Origin of the sequence: Pseudomonas jilinensis (assembly GCF_003586265.1) — a bacterium.
Lineage (GTDB): Bacteria > Pseudomonadota > Gammaproteobacteria > Pseudomonadales > Pseudomonadaceae > Halopseudomonas > Halopseudomonas phragmitis.
This window is the reverse complement of the sequence record NZ_QJSA01000009.1, coordinates 138,311-157,421: the sequence shown is the minus strand read 5'-3', so window position 1 is coordinate 157,421 and position 19,111 is coordinate 138,311. Positions and strand designations below refer to the sequence as shown.

The window sequence follows — 19,111 nt, the reverse complement described above, 5'->3', positions numbered from 1 at the left end:
ACGAACGCTTAGGGATCCTAGCGGTATTCGCAGAGATAGGCAGTGTCCTGGGCTACCTTGAGCTGGAACTTGCTATTGGCCGGGACGGTGAACTGGCTGCCGCCGGCGAAGTCCTGCCACTGCTCGCTACCCGGCAGCTTGACGGTCAGCAGGCCGCTGATCACGTGCATGATTTCCAGTTGGCTGGTGCCGAATTCGTACTCGCCGGGGGCCATGACGCCCACGGTGGCGGCGCCTTCGGGCTGCTGGAAGGCGATGGAGGCGACTTTGCCGTCGAAGTACTGGTTGACCTTGAACATCGAATGACTCCTTGGGAGCGAGGCTTAAAGGGCGCTCATTATGCCGAGCCGTCCAGCCCTGCGGCAATGCCTGTCAGCTGCTGGCTGGCTGACCGGTCAGGCGCTCGCGTAGCCGTTCGGCGAAGCGGTTGATGACCAGATAAAGGCAGGGCACCACGAACAGGGTCAGCAGCATCGACAGTAGTAGGCCGCCAACGACCGCCAGGGCCAGCGGGCGCATGATTTCAGCACCTTCACCTAGTCCTACGGCCAGTGGCGTCATACCCAGTACGGTGGTCAGGGTGGTCATCAGGATCGGTCGCAGGCGCACACTGCCAGCCTGAACGATGGCCTCGTGCAGGCTCAGACTTTCCTGGCGGCGGCCCTGCTCGATGTACTCGACCAGTAAGATGGCGTTGTTTACCACGATACCGATCAGCAGAATCAGGCCGATCAGGACCGGAGCAGAGACCGGGGTGCTGGTCAGCCACAGGGCCAGGCTGACGCCGACCAGTGACAGTGGCGCGGCTGCCATGATGATCAGAGGGTTGCTCAGGCGCTCGTACTGCACCGCCAAGACCACGAACACCAGAAAGATTGACAGCGCTATCACCACGCTCAGTTCACGGTTGGTGTCCTGAATTGTTTCCCATTGGCCGCCATAGAGCAGGCTGTAGCGTTCGGGGATGTCGAGTTCGGCCAGACGCTGCTGGACTTGCTGCATGACGCTGCCGACATCGTTGATGCTGGTGTTTATGTCCCCGACCACTCGCACGATCCGACTCTGGTTTTCACGGTAGATGGTTGCCGGGCCGTCGCCCAGTTCCAGTCGGGCCAGGTCGCGCAACAGTACCGGTTCGTTCTGCTGGCGGAATAGCATGAGGTTGCCCAGTGCGTCGCTGTCTTCGGCGGCGCTGTAGGGCAGGCGTACCCGTACGTCGTATTCCTGATTGCCGTCGATATAGCGGGTTGGTACCGCGCCGTCAACGGCATCGCGTACGGCCTGACCGATTTCGGCGACCCGCAGGCCGTACTCGGCGGCCCGCTGCCGATCAACATGCAGGCGCAGCAGAGGGTTCAGGTCTTCCTGGCCGCTGTCCAACCCTTCCAGGCCTGGAATGCCTTGCAGGTGCTGGGCGATCTGGTTGGCCAGGGTTTGCAGTTGCCTGAGATCCGGGCCCATGACGCCGATCGCCAGATCATTGCCTTCACTGGTAAAGCGCAGGCCGCGAATCTGTGGCGGGCGGGCGAAGATCCGGGCGCCGGGAATATCCAGGGCCCTGACGGCTTGCTGGGTGTCGGCGATCCAGCGTCCGGCCGGCATCTCTGGGCGTTCACTGGCTGGTGCCAGTTGAATCATGAAAATGCCCGAGCCTGGCCGCTCGCTGATCACGCCGCCCCACAGAGCGCCGCCAGCCAGGGTGAAGACGCTTTCGACATACTCGCGACTGGTCAGCAGTTTTTCGATTCGCCGTGCCACCTGCTGGGTTTCTTCCGGTGGAGTACCAGGTGGCAGGCTGATACGGATCTGAACCGCGCCGTCGTCCATTTGCGGCAGAAATTCGCTGCCGAGCTGGCTGAACAGCCAGGCCGAGCCGGCCAGTGCCAGACTGGCCAGCCCCAGTACGCCCCAGCGCCAGTGCAGTACTGTCGGCAGGGCTGTGGTATAGCCTTGGCGCAGGCGCTCGACCAGGCCAGAAAACAGGCGTACTGGCAGGCTGCGATCCAGGCCGCTGTTCAGTGTCAGTTTGCCCAGTAGCGCCGCCAGACTCGGGACCAGGGTCAGTGCTGCGACCAGGGTGGCGATGATGGCGAAGGCGATGGTCAGAATCATTTCCTGGAAGACCAGAGCGGCAATGCCGCTGACCAGCAGGAAGGGCAGTACTGCAGCGAGGTTGGTCAGAGTGCCGGCAGTAATCGCCGAGACGACTTCGCGGGCGCCGTCGCGCGCGGCCTGGTCCGGGTCCTTGCCCAGGCTGTCACGGTGCCGGTAGATGTTTTCCAGCATGACGATGGCGTTGTCCAGTAGTAGTCCGACGCCCAGAGCCAGCCCACCCAGGCTGATGATATTGAGAGTCAGGCCGCTGACGCCCATCAGGGCGAAGGTGGCCATGATTGCGATCGGGATCGACAGGCCGATGACAAAGCCCTTGCGCAGGCTGCCGAGGAATAACAGCACCATCAGCATTGCCAGGGCACCGCCGATCAGGGCGGCGGTGCTGACGCTGGACAGGGCGCCGCGGATGAAGAAGCTCGGGTCCTGGGTTGGTTCGAAGCGGATGTCTATAGGGATGAAGCCTGAGTGCTGCAGGCGCTCCAGGGTTGCACGCACGTCATCGGCGACGGCGACTGTATTGGCTTCGGGCAGCTTGTAGATGGTGACCTGGGCCGCAGGTGTGCCGTTGAGTCGGGCGAACACCCGCTGGCGCCGATGGCCGTCGCGTACTTCGGCGACATCGGCCAGGCGGATGTTCTGGCCAAGTCGCTGGGCCTCCCGGGGCAGTGGCAGCAGAGTGTCGCGGATCTGTTCCAGCGAGTTGAACAGGCCCTCGGTCTTGCCGGCCACGTCGAACTCGCTGGAGCTGATCCGGCCGACTGCGAGGTCGCGGTTTTCGGCTGCCAGGGTGTTGCTCAGGTCCTGCAGGCCGAGCCCGTAGGAATGCAGGCGGGGTTGGTCGACGATGACCTCGATCTCGCGGACCATGCCGCCGGCTGACTCAACCGAGGAGACGCCGGCAATGCCGATCAGTTGTGGGAACAGGATGTTTTCGATCCAGTCGTTGACGGCAGCCTCATTGCGCACGGTGGAGCTGAAGCCGCCGCGCCAGACAACCGCTTCGCTGCCGTCGAACTTGCGCACCCGGGGCGGGTTGATATCCGGCAACTGGGCGCGGGCCTGCTCCAGTTCGCGCGAGGTGTTCTGCATGGCAATATCGAGATTAGTGCCGAATTCGAAAGTCAGGTCGATATCGGTGCGACTGTCCTCAACTCGGCTGGACATCAAGCGAAGGCCTTCGGTCGCTGCCAGGTTACGTTCCAGAACCCGGGTCACCTGTTCTTCCATGACCTCGGGAGAGACGCCGGGGTAGTTGACGGTTACCCGGATCTGCGGGTATTCGATGCTGGGCAACAGATCGATCGGCAGGCGCTGGAGAAAATACAGGCCGATCACCAGTACTACCGAAGCGATGGCCAGGGTGCCGACTGGGCGGCTGATCGCCAGACCAGCCAGTCCGCCGCGCGGCGGAGGTTGCTGCTGGGCCATGACTTACTCCAGGTAAGTGACAATACGCACTGGCTGGGCGTCCTGCATGTCGATAGGGTTGCTGGCCAGAATGGTTTCACCGGGTTCCAGTCCGTCGATGATCTCGGTCCAGCGGCCACGAGTGATGCCGGTCTGGATCGGACGATAGCCGAGCTGCTCCTGAGTGATGGTGTAGACATAATTGCCGTTGTCACCGCTGCCGATAGCGGCCGAAGGTACCACCAGTGTGTCGGGGCGCGGATCGATACCGGTGTCGATTCGGGCCAGAAAGCCGGGTTTTACGCCCAGGTCCCAGGAGCTTGGGGGCAGGACCAGTTCCACGGTGATCAGTCGGCTGGTTCCCATAGCGGCAGGAAAGATGCGCCGCACCTCTCCCGTCAGTCGCAGGTCGGGGAGGGCATCCAGATGTACCGGGATCTGCTGGCCGGGGGCTAGGTGCACCACATCCAGTTCCGATACGCCTAGGCGCAGAACCAGGTGGTCCATGTCGGCCAGTTCGAACAGGGTGTCCTGGGCGTCGACTGCTTCGCCTGGGTCGATATGTCGGGCGGTGATGATAGCGTTTTGCGGAGCTTCAATCCGGCCATAGGCCACGCGGCTGCTCCACAACGCTTGATGGCTTTCAGCGACCTGCAGTGCGACCTGGGCGGTTTGCAGTTCCAGTTCGGTGGCAACGCCCCGGCGCCGCAATTCTACGGCGCGCTGGTAGTCCAGTCTGGCTGAGTTCAGTTGGGCTTCGGTGCGGGCCAGTTCGGCGGCGGCCTCGGCGACATCGAGCTGAGCCAGTAGTTGACCGCGTTGAACTCGTTCGCCTTCTTCATGATGAACGGCCTGAACGGTGCCGGCAGTGCGCGCGGCCAGACGGATCTGGGTACGCGGCTCGACGCTGGCTGACAGGCGCAACGGGCGCGACAGGTCACGGGTGCTGACACTGTAGGCCGCAACTGGCGTGGCATTGTTGCTGGCGCTGACCGGTGGCGCTTCGGGCTGACAGGCAGAGACCAGTAGCAGGCTGGCGAACAGTACGAGCAGACGTTGTAAGCGGATAGATGGCATCACTGTTCCATTGCTGGATTGAGGCCCCATGCTACCTGTACTGGCGTGCCATGACATGGGGGGAGGGGTATTATGTTGGAGTTTTATTGGTAAAAAATGTCAGTGAGAGGGCGAGGCGGAAAAACAGCCTTGTTATCATTTCATTGATCGATGGCCGTAGTTGATCGGCTTGGGTTGACGTATTGAGAGGCGGTTATGGCAAATGTGGCGTTTATCGGTCTGGGCGTCATGGGCTATCCCATGGCGGGACATCTGCTGCGTGCCGGGCACGAGCTGACAGTCTACAACCGTACTGCCAGCAAGGCTGCCGAGTGGGTGGTGCAGCATGGCGGCCGGGCATGTGAGACACCGGCGCAGGCGGCGGTCGATCAGGATTTCGTCATGGTTTGCGTAGGGAACGACCATGATCTGCGCGAAGTGATCAGTGGTGAGCATGGCGTGCTCAAGGGGATTCGCAGTGGTGCGGTGATTGTGGACCATACCACTGCTTCTGCTGATGTGGCCCGGGAGTTGGCAGATCTGGCGTCCCGGCAGGGTGTGGGTTTTCTTGATGCGCCGGTTTCCGGTGGTCAGGCCGGTGCCGAGCATGGTCAGTTGACGGTCATGGTGGGTGGTGATGCGGCGGTCTATGATCTGGCCCGGCCAGTGATCAGCAGCTATGCCCGGATGGTTCGCCTGATGGGAGCGGCCGGGTCGGGGCAATTGACCAAAATGGTTAATCAAATCTGTATCGCCGGTCTGGTTCAGGGCTTGGCCGAGGCGCTGAATTTTGCCCGGAGCGCCGGCCTGGATGGTGAGGCGGCGATGGAAGTGATCAGCAAGGGTGCGGCCCAGTCCTGGCAGCTCGAGCATCGACACAAGACCATGCTGGCGGGTGAATTTGACTTCGGTTTTGCGGTCGACTGGATGCGCAAAGATCTGGGGATCGTGCTCGACGAGGCGCGGCGCAATGGCGCGCAGTTGCCGGTGACGGCGCTGGTCGACCAGTTCTATGCCGATATCCAGGCCATGGGTGGCGGGCGCTGGGATACCTCCAGTCTGATTGCCCGGCTCAAGCGTGATGCTTGAATTGTTGGGGCTGGAGGTATTGCTTGCAGTGTCGTGAAGGTTGTGGCGCCTGCTGCATTGCGCCCTCGATCAGTTCTGCTATCCCCGGTATGCCGCAGGGCAAGCCGGCTGGTGTGCCCTGTATCCATCTGACTGCCGAGTATCGCTGCGCGATCTTTGCTGATCCGCGGCGCCCTCCGGTATGTGCGGGATTTACTGCCGAGTCGGTCTCGTGTGGTAGTAGCCGAGAAGATGCGCTGCAGATCCTGACGTGGTGGGAGGAGGCTACGGCGTAGCGCTCAACGCTGCGTTGTTGTCTGGGGGGCGCGTGTCTGCTCGACACAGGTTTCGGCAATAACGAAAAAGCCCCGCCAGGCGGGGCTTTTCGGATCACTTGCTCGGGTAGTCCCGTTGGCTGTGACCAGTGTAGAGCTGGCGCGGACGGCCGATCTTATATGGGCCGCTGATCATCTCGTTCCAGTGGGCGATCCAGCCCGGAGTACGGCCGGTGGCGAAGATTACGGTGAACATCTCCGTGGGAATGCCGATGGCCTTGAGGATGATGCCCGAGTAGAAGTCGACGTTCGGGTACAGGTTGCGCTCGATGAAGTAGGGATCGGTACGGGCGATCTCTTCCAGCTTCATGGCCAGTTCCAGTTGCGGATCGTTGATGCCGAGCTCGCTCAGAACCTCGTCGCAGGTTTGTTTCATGACCTTGGCGCGCGGGTCGAAGTTCTTGTAGACCCGGTGGCCGAAGCCCATCAGTTTGAACGGATCGTCCTTGTCCTTGGCCTTGGCGACGAATTTCTCGATGTTGGAGACGTCGCCGATTTCGTCGAGCATGCGCAGCACTGCTTCGTTGGCGCCACCGTGAGCCGGTCCCCACAGCGCGGCGATGCCGGCGGCGATACAGGCGAACGGGTTGGCCCCGGACGAGCCGGCCAGGCGGACGGTCGAAGTCGAAGCGTTCTGCTCGTGGTCGGCATGCAGAACGAAAATGCGGTCCATGGCGCGGGCCAGGATCGGGCTGATCTTCTTCTCGTCACAGGGTGTGTTGAACATCATGTGAAGGAAGTTTTCCGAATAGCTCAGGTCGTTGCGCGGGTACATCATCGGCTGACCGATAGAGTACTTGTAGACCATGGCCGCCAGGGTCGGCATCTTGGCGATCAGACGGATGGCGGAAATTTCCCGGTGATGCGGGTCATTGATGTCCAGCGAGTCGTGGTAGAAGGCAGACAGGGCCCCGACTACACCGCACATGATGGCCATCGGGTGAGCGTCGCGGCGGAAGCCGTTGAAGAAGCTCTTGAGCTGCTCGTGCACCATGGTGTGGTTCTTGATGGTGCTCTCGAATTTCTGCTTTTCCTCGGCATTGGGCAGCTCGCCCTTGAGCAGCAAAAAGCAGGTCTCGAGGAAATTGGCCTTCTCGGCCAACTGCTCGATCGGGTAGCCGCGGTGGAGCAGAACGCCCTTGTCACCATCAATGAAAGTGATCTTGGACTCGCAAGATGAAGTGGCCATGAAGCCAGGATCGAAGGTGAAAATACCTTCGGCAGTCAGGCTGCGCACATCCACTACATCCGGCCCCATGGTGCCGGAATATACTGGCAGCTCAATGGGGGCAGCGCCCTCGATGATCAACTGCGCCTTCTTGTCAGCCATTGATGGCCTCCTTAATTGCTGTATCGAAAGTGTGACCCCCCACGCAGGGCCCGCATCACTATAAGGTGATAATCCCGTTTGTCAATTGTGCGGATAGTCAATAGATATGAAGCCAATAAAAAGCTTTTATTGGTCTTTTGGCTGTGCGCGTTAATCGCCCGACAAGGTTTGAAATAGGCCTATTGCAACAGGTTGTTGCATTGTAATCAGGGGGGTAAGTCTCTATACTCCTTGTCCGGCAAAATGACCTTAACGGCTTTCATTGCAAGGCTGACCACGAGGTCATTGGGGTACCCACAAAAGTGCACCTTCCTATAATCCAGCCCTGTCCCGCAGGGCCATGAGTGTGAATATAGCCGTGAATAGCAAAAGACCTGTCAACCTGGATCTCAGGACAATCAAACTACCTATCACTGCATACACGTCAATCGCTCACCGCATTTCGGGCATCATCCTGTTCATCGCCATCGCTGGTCTGCTTTGGATGCTGGACACCTCGCTGAGTTCCGAAAGTGGTTTCGAGCAGGTTAAGGCCTGTCTGCAAAATCCGCTGGCCAAGTTGGTTATCTGGGGCGTGCTGTCTGCGCTGCTGTACCACTTGGTCGCCGGCATTCGCCACCTGCTGATGGACGCTGGTGTGGGCGAAGAGCTGGAAAGCGGCAAGTTGGGTTCGAAGATCGTAATCGTGGTTTCGGTCGTTCTGATTGTTCTTCTGGGGGTTTGGATATGGTAACCAACGTCACCAACCTGTCGCGCAGCGGTCTTTATGACTGGATGGTCCAGCGCGTATCGGCTGTGGTTCTGGCGGTATATGTTCTGTTCCTGCTGGGCTGGATGGTTGCCAATCCGGGTCTGACCTATGAAGCCTGGCACGGTCTGTTCAGCCAGAACTGGATGCGAATCTTCAGCCTGCTCACTCTGGTGGCCCTGAGTGCTCACGCCTGGGTCGGCATGTGGACCATCTCGACCGATTACCTGACTCCCATGGCTCTTGGCAAAGTTGCTACCCCGATCCGCTTCCTGTTCCAGGCGGTTTGTGGTCTGGCCATGTTTGTTCTTTTCGTCTGGGGCGTGCAGATTCTGTGGGGTTTCTAAATGGCTAACATGCGTACTCTGACTTTTGATGCCATCATCGTGGGTGGTGGCGGTGCCGGTATGCGCGCTGCGCTGCAACTGGCTCAGGGCGGTCACAAGACTGCCGTTGTAACCAAGGTGTTCCCGACCCGTTCGCACACTGTATCCGCCCAGGGCGGTATTACCTGCGCCATCGCTTCGGCTGATCCGAACGATGACTGGCGCTGGCACATGTACGATACCGTCAAGGGTTCCGACTATATCGGTGACCAGGACGCTATCGAATATATGTGTTCGGTAGGCCCGGAAGCGGTATTTGAGCTGGAGCACATGGGGCTGCCGTTCTCGCGTACCGAGCAAGGCCGCATTTACCAGCGCCCGTTCGGTGGTCAGTCAAAGGGCCCGGACAACCCGACCCAGGCTGCCCGTACCTGTGCCGCCGCTGACCGTACCGGTCACGCTTTGCTGCATACCCTGTATCAGAACAACGTCAAGCACGACACCACCTTCCTCAATGAGTGGTACGCGGTTGATCTGGTCAAGAACCAGGATGGCGCGATCGTTGGTGTCATCGCCATCTGCATCGAAACTGGCGAAACCGTCTATATCCGTGCCAAGGCCACGGTACTGGCCACTGGCGGTGCCGGCCGTATCTACTCTTCGACCACCAATGCCCTGATCAATACTGGTGATGGCATGGGTATGGCCCTGCGCGCCGGCGTTCCGGCCCAGGACATGGAAATGTGGCAGTTCCACCCGACCGGTATCGCCGGCGCTGGTGTGCTGGTGACCGAAGGTTGCCGTGGTGAGGGTGGCTACCTGATCAACAAGCATGGCGAGCGTTTCATGGAGCGCTATGCTCCCAACGCCAAGGACCTGGCTGGCCGCGACGTAGTTGCCCGCTCCATGGTCAAGGAAATCCTTGCCGGTAATGGTTGTGGTCCGGATGGCGACCACGTGATGCTGAAGCTCGATCACCTCGGTGAAGAGGTTCTGCACAGCCGTCTGCCGGGTATCTGTGAACTGTCCAAGACCTTTGCCCACGTTGATCCGGTCGTCGCTCCGGTTCCTGTTGTTCCGACCTGTCACTACATGATGGGCGGCATCGCCACCAATATCCATGGTCAGGCGATCACCCAGGATGCCAACGGCAACGACAAGATCATCGAAGGTCTGTTTGCTGTCGGTGAAGTGGCCTGCGTATCCGTACACGGCGCCAACCGTCTGGGTGGCAACTCTCTGCTGGATCTGGTGGTGTTCGGTCGGGCTGCCGGTCTGCACCTGGAAAGCGCGCTCAAGGAAGGCATCGAGTACCGTGGCGCCTCCGAGTCCGACATCGATGCCTCCATGGCTCGTCTGGCCGGCCTCAATGAGCGCAGCTCTGGCGAAGATGTCGCTCCGCTGCGCAAAGAGCTGCAGAGCTGCATGCAGAACTACTTCGGTGTATTCCGTACCGGTGAATACATGCAGAAGGGTATCAAGCAACTGGCTGATCTGCGTGAGCGTATTGCCAACGTCAAGATCAATGACAAGAGCCAGGCATTCAACACCGCGCGTATTGAAGCGCTGGAACTGCAAAACCTGCTCGAAGTGGCTGAGGCTACTGCGATTGCCGCGGAGATCCGCAAGGAAAGCCGTGGTGCGCACGCCCGTGAAGACTTCGAGGAGCGTGATGACGCGAACTGGCTGTGCCACAGCCTGTACAAGCCCGAGACCAAAGAGGTCAGCAAGCGGGCTGTGAACTTCGCGCCGAAAACCGTTCCGGCCTTTGAACCTAAAGTACGTACTTACTAAGGGTGACCGATATGTTGCAAGTGAGTGTCTATCGTTACAACCCGGAGAGCGACAATGCTCCCCACATGCAGGACTTTCAGGTCGATACCGGCGGCAAGGACATCATGGTCCTGGACGTGCTGGCGCTGATCAAGGAGCAGGACGGCAGTTTCTCCTACCGTCGCTCCTGCCGTGAGGGCGTATGTGGCTCGGACGGTATGAACATCAACGGCAAGAACGGTCTGGCTTGCGTCACTCCGCTGTCTGCTGTGGTCAAGGGTAACAAGCTGGTGCTGCGTCCGCTGCCGGGTTTGCCGGTAATCCGTGACCTGGTCGTGGATATGAGCATCTTCTACAAGCAGTACGAAAAGGTTCAGCCGTATTTGCAGAATGACACGCCGGCGCCGGCTATCGAGCGCCTGCAGTCGCCTGAGGAGCGCGAAAAGCTGGATGGCCTGTACGAGTGTATTCTCTGTGCCTGCTGTTCGACTTCGTGCCCGTCGTTCTGGTGGAACCCGGACAAGTTCATCGGCCCTGCGGGTCTGTTGCAAGCTTACCGCTTCCTGGCGGACAGCCGCGACACCCAGACCGAAGAGCGTCTGGCAGCACTGGACGATCCGTTCAGCGTATTTCGTTGCCGCGGCATCATGAACTGCGTGAATGTGTGCCCCAAGGGTCTGAACCCGACCCGTGCCATTGGCCACATCCGCAACATGTTGCTGCAGAGCGGAACCTGATCGGCGATCTCTGCATCAAATGAACCTGTGCCGGCACCTGCTATAGGGTGCCGGTCAGAAGTGAATCGGGCCGCAGCTCACAAAGCCGCGGTTTGTAATACCTAAACCAACAGGGGCAATCGGGTAACACCCGAACTATCTGTCGGGGCCGGCAATTTTCCGGTTTCGCAGAGCCTGGGCAGGGTAGGGCGATCGGTAGAGACAATGCCGGCAACCCTCTGGTCGGTTCTGCACGGATGGCAGTGTTTTGCCAATTAATGGTCTTTGCGCCAGGTGGTGTCCCCTTATAGAGGGTGACCAAGCATGCCAGACAGCGAAATGCAGCAGCTGTGGAGCACATCTCATCTATCCGGTGGGAATGCCTCCTACGTTGAGGAGCTCTACGAGTTCTATCTGCACGACCCGAACAGCGTCGCCGAAGAGTGGCGCAGCTATTTTCAGAAGCTGCCCCAGGTCAACGGTTATGCTGCGTCGGATATTTCCCATTCCACCATTCGTGAACACTTCGAACTGCTTACCCGCAACCAGCGCCGCCCTCAGGCTGTTGCCGGTCAAGTCAGCAGTGCTCATGAGAAGAAGCAGGTTGATGTCCTGCGCCTGATCCAGGCCTACCGCATGCGTGGCCACCAGGCTTCTACCCTGGATCCGCTGGGTTTGTGGAAGCGGGAAGCAATCGCTGATCTGAGCCTCGATGATTACGGCCTGACCGACGCCGATCTGGACACCCCGTTCCATACCGGCGAACTGCAGATTGGCAAGGAAGAGGCCACCCTGCGTGAAATCCTCGAAGCACTGAAGTCGACCTACTGCTCGACTTACGGTGCCGAGTACATGCACATCGTCGACTCCAACCAGCGCCGCTGGTTCCAGCAGCGTCTGGAAAGCGTGCGTGGCAAGCCGCAGCACTCGGTCGAGAGCAAGCGTCATCTGCTCGAGCGCCTGACTGCCGCTGAAGGTCTGGAAAAATATCTGGGCACCAAATACCCGGGCACCAAACGTTTCGGCGTCGAGGGTGGCGAGAGCCTGATCCCGATGCTGGACGAAATCATTCAGCGCGCCGGCTCCTACGGCACCAGCGAAGTGGTGCTGGGCATGGCTCACCGTGGCCGCCTGAACGTCTTGGTCAACACCCTGGGCAAGAACCCGCGTGATTTGTTCGACGAGTTCGAAGGCAAGAAGATCATCGACCTGGGCTCCGGTGACGTTAAATACCATCAGGGCTTCTCGTCAAACGTCATGACCTCCGGTGGTGAAGTCCACCTGGCGCTGGCGTTCAACCCTTCGCACCTGGAGATCGTCTCTCCTGTAGTCGAAGGTTCGGTGCGTGCCCGTCAGGATCGCCGCAAGGATGTCACTGGCGACAAGGTACTGCCGATCAGTATCCACGGCGACGCCGCCTTTGCCGGTCAGGGCGTGGTCATGGAAACCTTCCAGATGTCCCAAACCCGGGCCTACAAGACCGGTGGGACCATCCACATCATCGTCAACAACCAGGTCGGCTTCACCACCAGCCGCCAGGAAGATGCCCGCTCTACCGAGTATTGCACCGACGTTGCGAAGATGATTCAGGCGCCGATCTTCCATGTGAATGGCGATGATCCGGAAGCCGTGCTGTTCGTTACCCAACTGGCTGTCGATTACCGCATGCAGTTCAAGCGTGACGTGGTGATCGATCTGGTCTGCTACCGTCGTCGTGGCCATAACGAGGCTGACGAGCCGTCCGGTACCCAGCCGTTGATGTACGAGAAAATCGCCAAGCATCCAACGACTCGTGAGCTGTATGCTGAGCGTCTGGTGGCCGAAGGTGTACTGAGCGGCGATGATGTGCAGGCCAAGATCGAGGACTACCGCAACGCGCTGGACAACGGCCAGCACGTGGTCAAGAGTCTGGTCAAGGAGCCGGATACTGGTTCGTTCGTCGACTGGGCGCCGTACCTGGGCCACAAGTGGACCGCGCGTCATGACACCCGTTTCGACCTCAAGACCCTGCAGGAACTGGCCAATCGCCTGAACAGCCTGCCGGACGGTCTGGTGTTGCAGCGCCAGGTTGGCAAGATCGTCGAAGACCGTCGCAAGATGGCCGCCGGTGCGCTGGCGCTGAACTGGGGCTTCGCCGAGACCATGGCCTACGCCACCTTGCTGCATGAAGGCCATCCGATCCGGATCACCGGTCAGGACGTCGGGCGTGGCACCTTCTCGCACCGCCATGCCGTGCTGCACAACCAGAAGGATGGCGTACCTTACATTCCGCTGGCCAATCTGGCCGAGCCGCAGCCGCGTTTTGACATTTATGATTCGCTGCTGTCCGAAGAGGCGGTACTGGCTTTCGAATACGGCTACGCCACCACCACGCCGAATGCGCTGGTGATCTGGGAAGCCCAGTTCGGTGACTTCTTCAACGGTGCCCAGGTGGTAGTTGACCAGTTCATCACCAGTGGCGAGCACAAGTGGGGGCGTCTGTGCGGCCTGACCATGCTGCTGCCGCATGGCTATGAAGGTCAGGGTCCGGAACACTCTTCGGCGCGTCTGGAGCGCTTCCTGCAGTTGTGCGCCGAGCACAACATTCAGGTCTGCGTGCCTTCGACCCCGGCTCAGGTTTATCACATGCTTCGCCGTCAGGTGATCCGTCCGCTGCGCAAGCCGCTGATCGCTCTGACGCCGAAGTCGCTGCTGCGCCACAAACTGGCCACCTCAACCCTGGAAGAACTGGCCGACGGTTCCTTCCACACCGTGATCCCTGAGATCGACAGCATCGATCCGAAGAAGGTCGATCGAGTGGTCATGTGCAGCGGCAAGGTTTATTACGATCTGTTGGAAAAGCGTCGCAACGAAGGGCAGGACAACATTGCCATCATCCGGATTGAGCAACTGTATCCGTTCCCTGAGGACGACCTGGCTGAAGTGCTGGCACCCTACAAGAACCTGAAGAAGGTGGTCTGGTGTCAGGAAGAGCCGATGAACCAAGGCGCCTGGTACTCCAGTCAGCACCACATGCGTCGGGTTCTCGCTCAGCACAAGGTCAAGAATCTGTATCTGGACTACGCTGGTCGTGAAGCTTCGGCGGCACCGGCTTGCGGCTACCCGTCCATGCACGCGGAACAACAGGAAAAACTCCTGCAGGACGCCTTTACTGTTTGAGCACCTTGCAGCTAACGAAGAATTCATAAGGATCGACAATGGCTATTGAAATCAAAGCCCCCACTTTTCCGGAATCGGTTGCCGATGGCACCGTGGCCACCTGGCACAAGCAGCCTGGCGATGCCGTCAAGCGTGACGAGCTGATCGTTGACATCGAGACCGACAAGGTTGTGATGGAAGTATTGGCCGAGGCTGACGGCGTACTAGGCGATATCGTCAAGAGTGAAGGCGATACCGTACTCAGTGGTGAGCTGCTGGGCACCCTGAACGCTGGCGCGACTGCCGCTCCCAAGGCTGAAGCAAAGTCTGAATCCAAAGCCGAAGCCGCACCGGCTGCCAAGGCGGCTGAGTCGGACGACGAGCTGCTGCTGTCGCCGGCTGCGCGTAAACTGGCTGAGGAGAATGGCCTGAGCTCTGGGGAAATTAACGGCACTGGCAAGGGTGGCCGGATCACCAAGGAAGACGTGCTTAACGCCATCGAAGCCAAGAAAAATGCTCCGCAGGCTGCTCCGGCTGCGGCTGCCAAGCCCGCTGCGGCGGCCCCGGCAGTCAGCCTGGGTGAGGGTGACCGGATCGAGAAGCGCGTGCCCATGACCCGTCTGCGCGCCCGCGTTGCCGAGCGTCTGGTCTCTGCCCAGTCGACCATGGCTATGCTGACTACCTACAACGAAGTCAACATGAAGCCGGTCATGGACCTGCGCAGCAAGTACAAGGACCTGTTCGAGAAGAAGCACAATGGCGTGCGCCTGGGCTTCATGTCGTTCTTCGTCAAGGCTGTTACCGAGGCGCTCAAGCGCTTCCCGGCGGTCAACGCTTCCATCGATGGCAACGATATTGTCTACCACGGTTATATGGACATCGGCGTCGCCGTATCCAGTGATCGTGGCCTGGTCGTGCCGGTCCTGCGCAACGCCGAGTTCATGAGCCTGGCTCAGATCGAAGGCGGTATCGCCGACTACGGCCGCAAGGCGCGTGATGGCAAACTGTCGATCGAAGAAATGACCGGCGGCACCTTCACCATTTCCAATGGTGGTGTGTTCGGTTCACTGCTGTCATCGCCGATCGTCAACCCGCCGCAAACTGCAATTCTGGGCATGCACAAGATCCAGGAGCGCCCGATGGCGGTTAACGGTCAGGTGGTGATCCTGCCGATGATGTATCTGGCCCTGTCCTACGACCACCGTCTGATCGACGGCAAGGAAGCGGTGAGCTTCCTGGTGGCCATCAAGGACCTGTTGGAAGACCCGGCTCGTCTGCTGCTGGAAGTCTGAACCTCGCTGAAGCCGGGCGATCCCCGGCTTCTTCCCTAAGCTTCATGCCTCAAGCTTAAAGCTTGCACGACAGAGGATTGATTACATGAGCCAGAAATTTGATGTGGTAGTCGTTGGCGCTGGCCCTGGAGGCTATGTAGCCGCCATTCGCGCTGCGCAACTGGGTTTGAAAACCGCCTGTATTGAAAAATACGTCGGTAAGGACGGCAAGCAGGCCCTGGGTGGCACTTGTCTGAACGTCGGTTGCATTCCGTCCAAGGCGCTGCTGGACAGCTCCTGGAAATTCCATGAAGCCCAGGAAGGCTTCAAGATCCACGGGATCGAGGTCAAGGGCGTCAGTATGGACGTTCCGGCTATGGTCGAGCGCAAGGACAAGATCGTCAAGCAGCTGACCGGCGGCGTTGCCGCGCTGTTCAAGGCCAATGGTGTGACCAGTATCGAAGGTCACGGCAAGCTGCTGGCCGGCAAGAAGGTCGAAGTAACCACGCCGGACGGCAAGACCGAGATCATCGAAGCCGAGAACGTGATTCTGGCTTCTGGTTCGCGCCCGATTGAAATTCCGCCGGCGCCGTTGACCGACGACATCATCGTCGATTCGACCGGTGCCTTGGAGTTCACCAGCGTTCCGAAGAAACTGGGCGTTATCGGTGGTGGCGTGATCGGTCTGGAGCTGGGCTCGGTCTGGCGTCGTCTGGGTGCTGAAGTGGTGGTTTTCGAAGCTCTGGAAAACTTCCTCGCCGCGGCTGACGAACAGGTCGCCAAGGAAGCCCTGAAGACCTTCACCAAGCAGGGCCTGCAGGTCCGCCTGGGGGCTCGTGTGACCGGCACCGAGATCAAGCGCAAGCAGGTCATCGTTTCGTTCTCCGACTCCGAAGGTGAACAGCAACTGACCTTCGACAAGCTGATCGTGGCTGTTGGCCGTCGCCCCTACACCGAAAACCTGCTGGCTCCCGATTGTGGTGTCGATCTGGACGAGCGCGGCGTGATCTACGTTGATGATTATTGCTCTACCAGCGTTCCGGGTGTTTACGCTATTGGTGACGTTGTGCGTGGTGCCATGCTGGCGCACAAAGCCTCGGAAGAGGGCGTGATGGTCGCAGAACGCATTGCCGGCCAGAAGGCTGCGATGAACTACGATCTGGTGCCTTCGGTTATCTACACTCACCCGGAAATCGCCTGGGTTGGCAAGACCGAGCAGCAACTTAAGGCCGAAGGCGTCGAGTACAATGTCGGCGTTTTCCCGTTTGCGGCCAGCGGCCGAGCTATGGCGGCCAACGACACCGGTGGTCTGGTCAAGATGATCGCCGATGCCAAGACTGACCGTATTCTCGGTGTTCACGTGATTGGCCCGGCTGCCGCCGAGCTGGTTCAGCAGGGCGCCATCGCCATGGAATTCGGCAGCAGCGCCGAAGACATCGGCATGATGGTGTTCTCGCACCCGACCATGTCTGAAGCGCTGCACGAAGCAGCACTGGCGGTTAATGGTCACGCAATTCATGTTGCCAACCGCAAGAAGCGTTAAACTAGCGCGTCCGTGACTGCCGGGTCCTGATTGGGCCCGGTAGTCGGGTTGGCTTCAGCACGATGTGGCAATTCCGGTTGCGGCCGGTTGGACCTTCTCCGGAGGGTCAAGGGTGGCGGTGGTGCAGGGTCGGCTACTGTCATAAACGCAATTCCTACACGATGAAACGGTAGATAAGCATGAATCTTCACGAATATCAGGGGAAGCAGCTGTTCGCTGAATACGGTCTTCCTGTATCCAAAGGCTTTGCTGTAGACACTCCCGAAGAAGCGGCTGAAGCCTGCGACAAGATCGGCGGCGACATGTGGGTTGTCAAAGCCCAGGTGCATGCCGGTGGTCGTGGCAAGGCTGGCGGTGTGAAGCTGGTCAAGAGCCGCGAAGACGCCAAGGCTTTCGCCGAGCAGTGGCTGGGTCAGCGCCTGGTGACCTACCAGACAGACGCCAATGGTCAGCCGGTCAGCAAGATTCTGGTTGAAGCCTGCACCGATATCGCCAAAGAGCTGTACCTCGGTGCGGTAGTAGATCGCTCCACCCGTCGTATCGTGTTCATGGCCTCCACCGAAGGTGGTGTCGAGATCGAGAAGGTCGCCGAGGAAACTCCTGAGAAAATCCTCAAGGCCACTATCGATCCGCTGGTGGGCCCGCAGCCCTACCAGGGCCGTGAGCTGGCTTTCAAACTGGGCCTGCAAGGCGACCAGATCAAGCAGTTCACCAACATCTTCGTTGGCCTGGGTAAACTGTTCGCCGATTATGATCTGGCCCTGCTGGAAATCAACCCGCTGGTGATCAAGGAAGACGGCAATCTGCACTGCCTGGACGCCAAGATCAACATCGACGGCAACGCCATGTACCGTCAGCCCAAGCTGCGCGCCATGCACGATCCGTCCCAGGACGACCCGCGTGAAGCCCACGCTGCCAAGTTCGAACTGAACTACGTTGCCCTGGAAGGCAATATCGGCTGCATGGTCAACGGTGCCGGTCTGGCCATGGGTACCATGGACATCGTCAACCTGCACGGCGGCAAGCCGGCCAACTTCCTCGACGTTGGTGGCGGTGCGACCAAGGAGCGCGTAACCGAAGCGTTCAAGATCATCCTGTCCGACAGCAATGTCCAGGCTGTTCTGGTCAACATCTTCGGCGGTATCGTGCGCTGCGACATGATCGCCGAAGGCATCATCGGCGCGGTCAAGGAAGTTGGCGTGAAAGTGCCGGTGGTTGTGCGTCTGGAAGGCAATAACGCCGACCTGGGCGCCAAGGTCCTGGCCGAAAGTGGTCTGAACATCATCGCTGCAACCAGTCTGACCGACGCTGCCCAGCAAGTCGTCAAGGCCGCGGAGGGTAAATAATGAGCATCCTGATCAACAAAGACACCAAAGTCATCTGCCAGGGCTTTACCGGTTCCCAGGGCACTTTCCACTCCGAACAGGCGATTGCCTACGGCACCCAGATGGTTGGCGGCGTTACCCCCGGCAAGGGCGGTACCACTCACCTCGGCCTGCCGGTGTTCAACACCGTTGCCGAAGCCGTTGAGGCCACCGGTGCTGACGCCAGCGTCATCTACGTACCGGCTCCGTTCTGCAAGGACTCGATCCTGGAAGCCGCCAACGCTGGCATCAAGCTGATCGTATGCATCACCGAAGGTATCCCGACTCTCGACATGCTCGACGCCAAGGTCAAGTGTGACGAGCTGGGCGTTCGCCTGATCGGCCCGAACTGCCCGGGCGTGATCACTCCCGGCGAGTGCAAGATCGGCATCATGCCTGGTCACATTCACCTGCCGGGCAAGGTCGGTATCGTTTCGCGTTCTGGCACCCTGACCTATGAAGCCGTCAAGCAGACCACTGACGCCGGTTTCGGTCAGTCCACCTGTGTGGGCATCGGTGGTGACCCGATCCCGGGTTCCAACTTCATCGATATCCTGAAGCTGTTCCAGGACGATCCGAAGACCGAAGCCATCGTCATGATCGGTGAGATTGGTGGTAGCGCCGAGGAAGAGGCCGCAGCCTTCATCAAGGCCAACGTCACCAAGCCGGTTGTGTCCTACATCGCTGGTGTGACCGCTCCGGCCGGCAAGCGCATGGGCCATGCCGGTGCGATCATCTCCGGTGGCAAGGGTACTGCTGACGAGAAGTTCGCTGCTCTGGAAGACGCCGGTGTCAAAACCGTACGTTCGCTGGCCGATATCGGCGCAGCGCTGGCCGAGTTGACCGGCTGGTCCATGAAGTAAGGCCTGACCTATCTAGGCCCTGACAAACCCCGCTTCGGCGGGGTTTGTTTTATTGATC

General features: G+C 59.7%; 15 protein-coding genes. 11 read left to right on the top strand and 4 right to left on the bottom strand.

What is annotated here, in order from left to right:
* Positions 1–17: 17 nt before the first annotated feature.
* The 3 genes from ppnP to C2846_RS11405 all read right to left on the bottom strand — a co-directional run bounded on the left by ppnP (position 18) and on the right by C2846_RS11405 (position 4,599).
* Entirely contained in the window at positions 18–299 is a 282-nt protein-coding gene (gene ppnP, locus C2846_RS11415; protein ID WP_080051042.1) for a pyrimidine/purine nucleoside phosphorylase, read from the bottom strand.
* A 73-nt stretch (positions 300–372) separates the two neighbouring features.
* Positions 373–3,543: an efflux RND transporter permease subunit gene (locus C2846_RS11410; RefSeq protein WP_119701497.1), complete on the bottom strand. Its 3,171-nt coding sequence runs from the start codon at positions 3,541–3,543 to the stop codon at positions 373–375.
* 3 nt (positions 3,544–3,546) lie between these two features.
* A complete protein-coding gene (locus tag C2846_RS11405; protein WP_165443811.1) occupies positions 3,547–4,599 on the bottom strand; it encodes an efflux RND transporter periplasmic adaptor subunit in 1,053 nt (350 codons plus the stop codon).
* A 195-nt stretch (positions 4,600–4,794) separates the two neighbouring features.
* On the opposite strand from C2846_RS11405, the gene C2846_RS11400 reads away from it, so the two are divergent.
* Together C2846_RS11400 and C2846_RS11395 are read left to right on the top strand one after the other, a co-directional pair.
* Positions 4,795–5,667: an NAD(P)-dependent oxidoreductase gene (locus C2846_RS11400; RefSeq protein ID WP_080051039.1), complete on the top strand. Its 873-nt coding sequence runs from the start codon at positions 4,795–4,797 to the stop codon at positions 5,665–5,667.
* Between the two features lie 23 nt (positions 5,668–5,690).
* On the top strand, positions 5,691–5,942 hold the full coding sequence (locus tag C2846_RS11395) for a YkgJ family cysteine cluster protein (protein WP_080051038.1): 252 nt from the start codon (positions 5,691–5,693) through the stop codon (positions 5,940–5,942).
* 94 nt (positions 5,943–6,036) lie between these two features.
* Here the strand turns inward: C2846_RS11395 and gltA are convergent, their stop codons facing one another.
* Positions 6,037–7,311 (bottom strand): citrate synthase, encoded by a 1,275-nt coding sequence (gene gltA / locus C2846_RS11390; RefSeq protein WP_080051037.1) that lies wholly within the window; start codon positions 7,309–7,311, stop codon positions 6,037–6,039.
* 346 nt (positions 7,312–7,657) lie between these two features.
* Between gltA and sdhC the strand changes: the two genes are divergently transcribed.
* The 9 genes from sdhC to sucD all read left to right on the top strand — a co-directional run bounded on the left by sdhC (position 7,658) and on the right by sucD (position 19,053).
* Entirely contained in the window at positions 7,658–8,044 is a 387-nt protein-coding gene (sdhC, locus tag C2846_RS11385) for a succinate dehydrogenase, cytochrome b556 subunit (RefSeq protein WP_176472787.1), read from the top strand.
* Positions 8,038–8,406 carry a succinate dehydrogenase, hydrophobic membrane anchor protein gene (gene sdhD, locus C2846_RS11380; protein WP_080051035.1) on the top strand — a complete coding sequence of 123 codons (369 nt, stop codon included), beginning with the start codon at positions 8,038–8,040 and terminating at the stop codon, positions 8,404–8,406. Before sdhC ends, sdhD begins: the two co-directional genes overlap by 7 nt.
* On the top strand, positions 8,407–10,179 hold the full coding sequence (gene sdhA / locus C2846_RS11375; RefSeq protein ID WP_080051034.1) for a succinate dehydrogenase flavoprotein subunit: 1,773 nt from the start codon (positions 8,407–8,409) through the stop codon (positions 10,177–10,179). It abuts the gene before it with no gap.
* A gap of 11 nt (positions 10,180–10,190) precedes the next feature.
* Complete coding sequence (locus C2846_RS11370) at positions 10,191–10,895, top strand: succinate dehydrogenase iron-sulfur subunit (RefSeq protein WP_080051033.1); 705 nt, start codon at positions 10,191–10,193, stop codon at positions 10,893–10,895.
* A 303-nt stretch (positions 10,896–11,198) separates the two neighbouring features.
* On the top strand, positions 11,199–14,033 hold the full coding sequence (locus tag C2846_RS11365; RefSeq protein WP_119701495.1) for a 2-oxoglutarate dehydrogenase E1 component: 2,835 nt from the start codon (positions 11,199–11,201) through the stop codon (positions 14,031–14,033).
* A gap of 38 nt (positions 14,034–14,071) precedes the next feature.
* Positions 14,072–15,304, top strand: coding sequence for a 2-oxoglutarate dehydrogenase complex dihydrolipoyllysine-residue succinyltransferase (gene odhB, locus C2846_RS11360; RefSeq protein WP_119701494.1), 1,233 nt, complete (start codon positions 14,072–14,074; stop codon positions 15,302–15,304).
* A gap of 85 nt (positions 15,305–15,389) precedes the next feature.
* Positions 15,390–16,826: a dihydrolipoyl dehydrogenase gene (gene lpdA, locus C2846_RS11355; protein ID WP_080051030.1), complete on the top strand. Its 1,437-nt coding sequence runs from the start codon at positions 15,390–15,392 to the stop codon at positions 16,824–16,826.
* A 179-nt stretch (positions 16,827–17,005) separates the two neighbouring features.
* Positions 17,006–18,172 (top strand): ADP-forming succinate--CoA ligase subunit beta, encoded by a 1,167-nt coding sequence (gene sucC, locus C2846_RS11350; protein WP_080051029.1) that lies wholly within the window; start codon positions 17,006–17,008, stop codon positions 18,170–18,172.
* Positions 18,172–19,053: a succinate--CoA ligase subunit alpha gene (gene sucD, locus C2846_RS11345; RefSeq protein WP_080051028.1), complete on the top strand. Its 882-nt coding sequence runs from the start codon at positions 18,172–18,174 to the stop codon at positions 19,051–19,053. Before sucC ends, sucD begins: the two co-directional genes overlap by 1 nt.
* Positions 19,054–19,111: the final 58 nt, after the last annotated feature.

Coding starts and splice junctions, on each gene's coding strand:
- odhB (WP_119701494.1), top strand. CDS start 14,072: ATGGCTATTGAAATCAAAGCCCCCACTTTTCCGGAATCGGTTGCCGAT.
- C2846_RS11410 (WP_119701497.1), bottom strand. CDS start 3,543: ATGGCCCAGCAGCAACCTCCGCCGCGCGGCGGACTGGCTGGTCTGGCG.
- gltA (WP_080051037.1), bottom strand. CDS start 7,311: ATGGCTGACAAGAAGGCGCAGTTGATCATCGAGGGCGCTGCCCCCATT.
- C2846_RS11370 (WP_080051033.1), top strand. CDS start 10,191: ATGTTGCAAGTGAGTGTCTATCGTTACAACCCGGAGAGCGACAATGCT.
- sdhD (WP_080051035.1), top strand. CDS start 8,038: ATGGTAACCAACGTCACCAACCTGTCGCGCAGCGGTCTTTATGACTGG.
- lpdA (WP_080051030.1), top strand. CDS start 15,390: ATGAGCCAGAAATTTGATGTGGTAGTCGTTGGCGCTGGCCCTGGAGGC.
- C2846_RS11400 (WP_080051039.1), top strand. CDS start 4,795: ATGGCAAATGTGGCGTTTATCGGTCTGGGCGTCATGGGCTATCCCATG.
- sucD (WP_080051028.1), top strand. CDS start 18,172: ATGAGCATCCTGATCAACAAAGACACCAAAGTCATCTGCCAGGGCTTT.
- sdhA (WP_080051034.1), top strand. CDS start 8,407: ATGGCTAACATGCGTACTCTGACTTTTGATGCCATCATCGTGGGTGGT.
- ppnP (WP_080051042.1), bottom strand. CDS start 299: ATGTTCAAGGTCAACCAGTACTTCGACGGCAAAGTCGCCTCCATCGCC.
- C2846_RS11365 (WP_119701495.1), top strand. CDS start 11,199: ATGCCAGACAGCGAAATGCAGCAGCTGTGGAGCACATCTCATCTATCC.
- sucC (WP_080051029.1), top strand. CDS start 17,006: ATGAATCTTCACGAATATCAGGGGAAGCAGCTGTTCGCTGAATACGGT.
- C2846_RS11405 (WP_165443811.1), bottom strand. CDS start 4,599: ATGCCATCTATCCGCTTACAACGTCTGCTCGTACTGTTCGCCAGCCTG.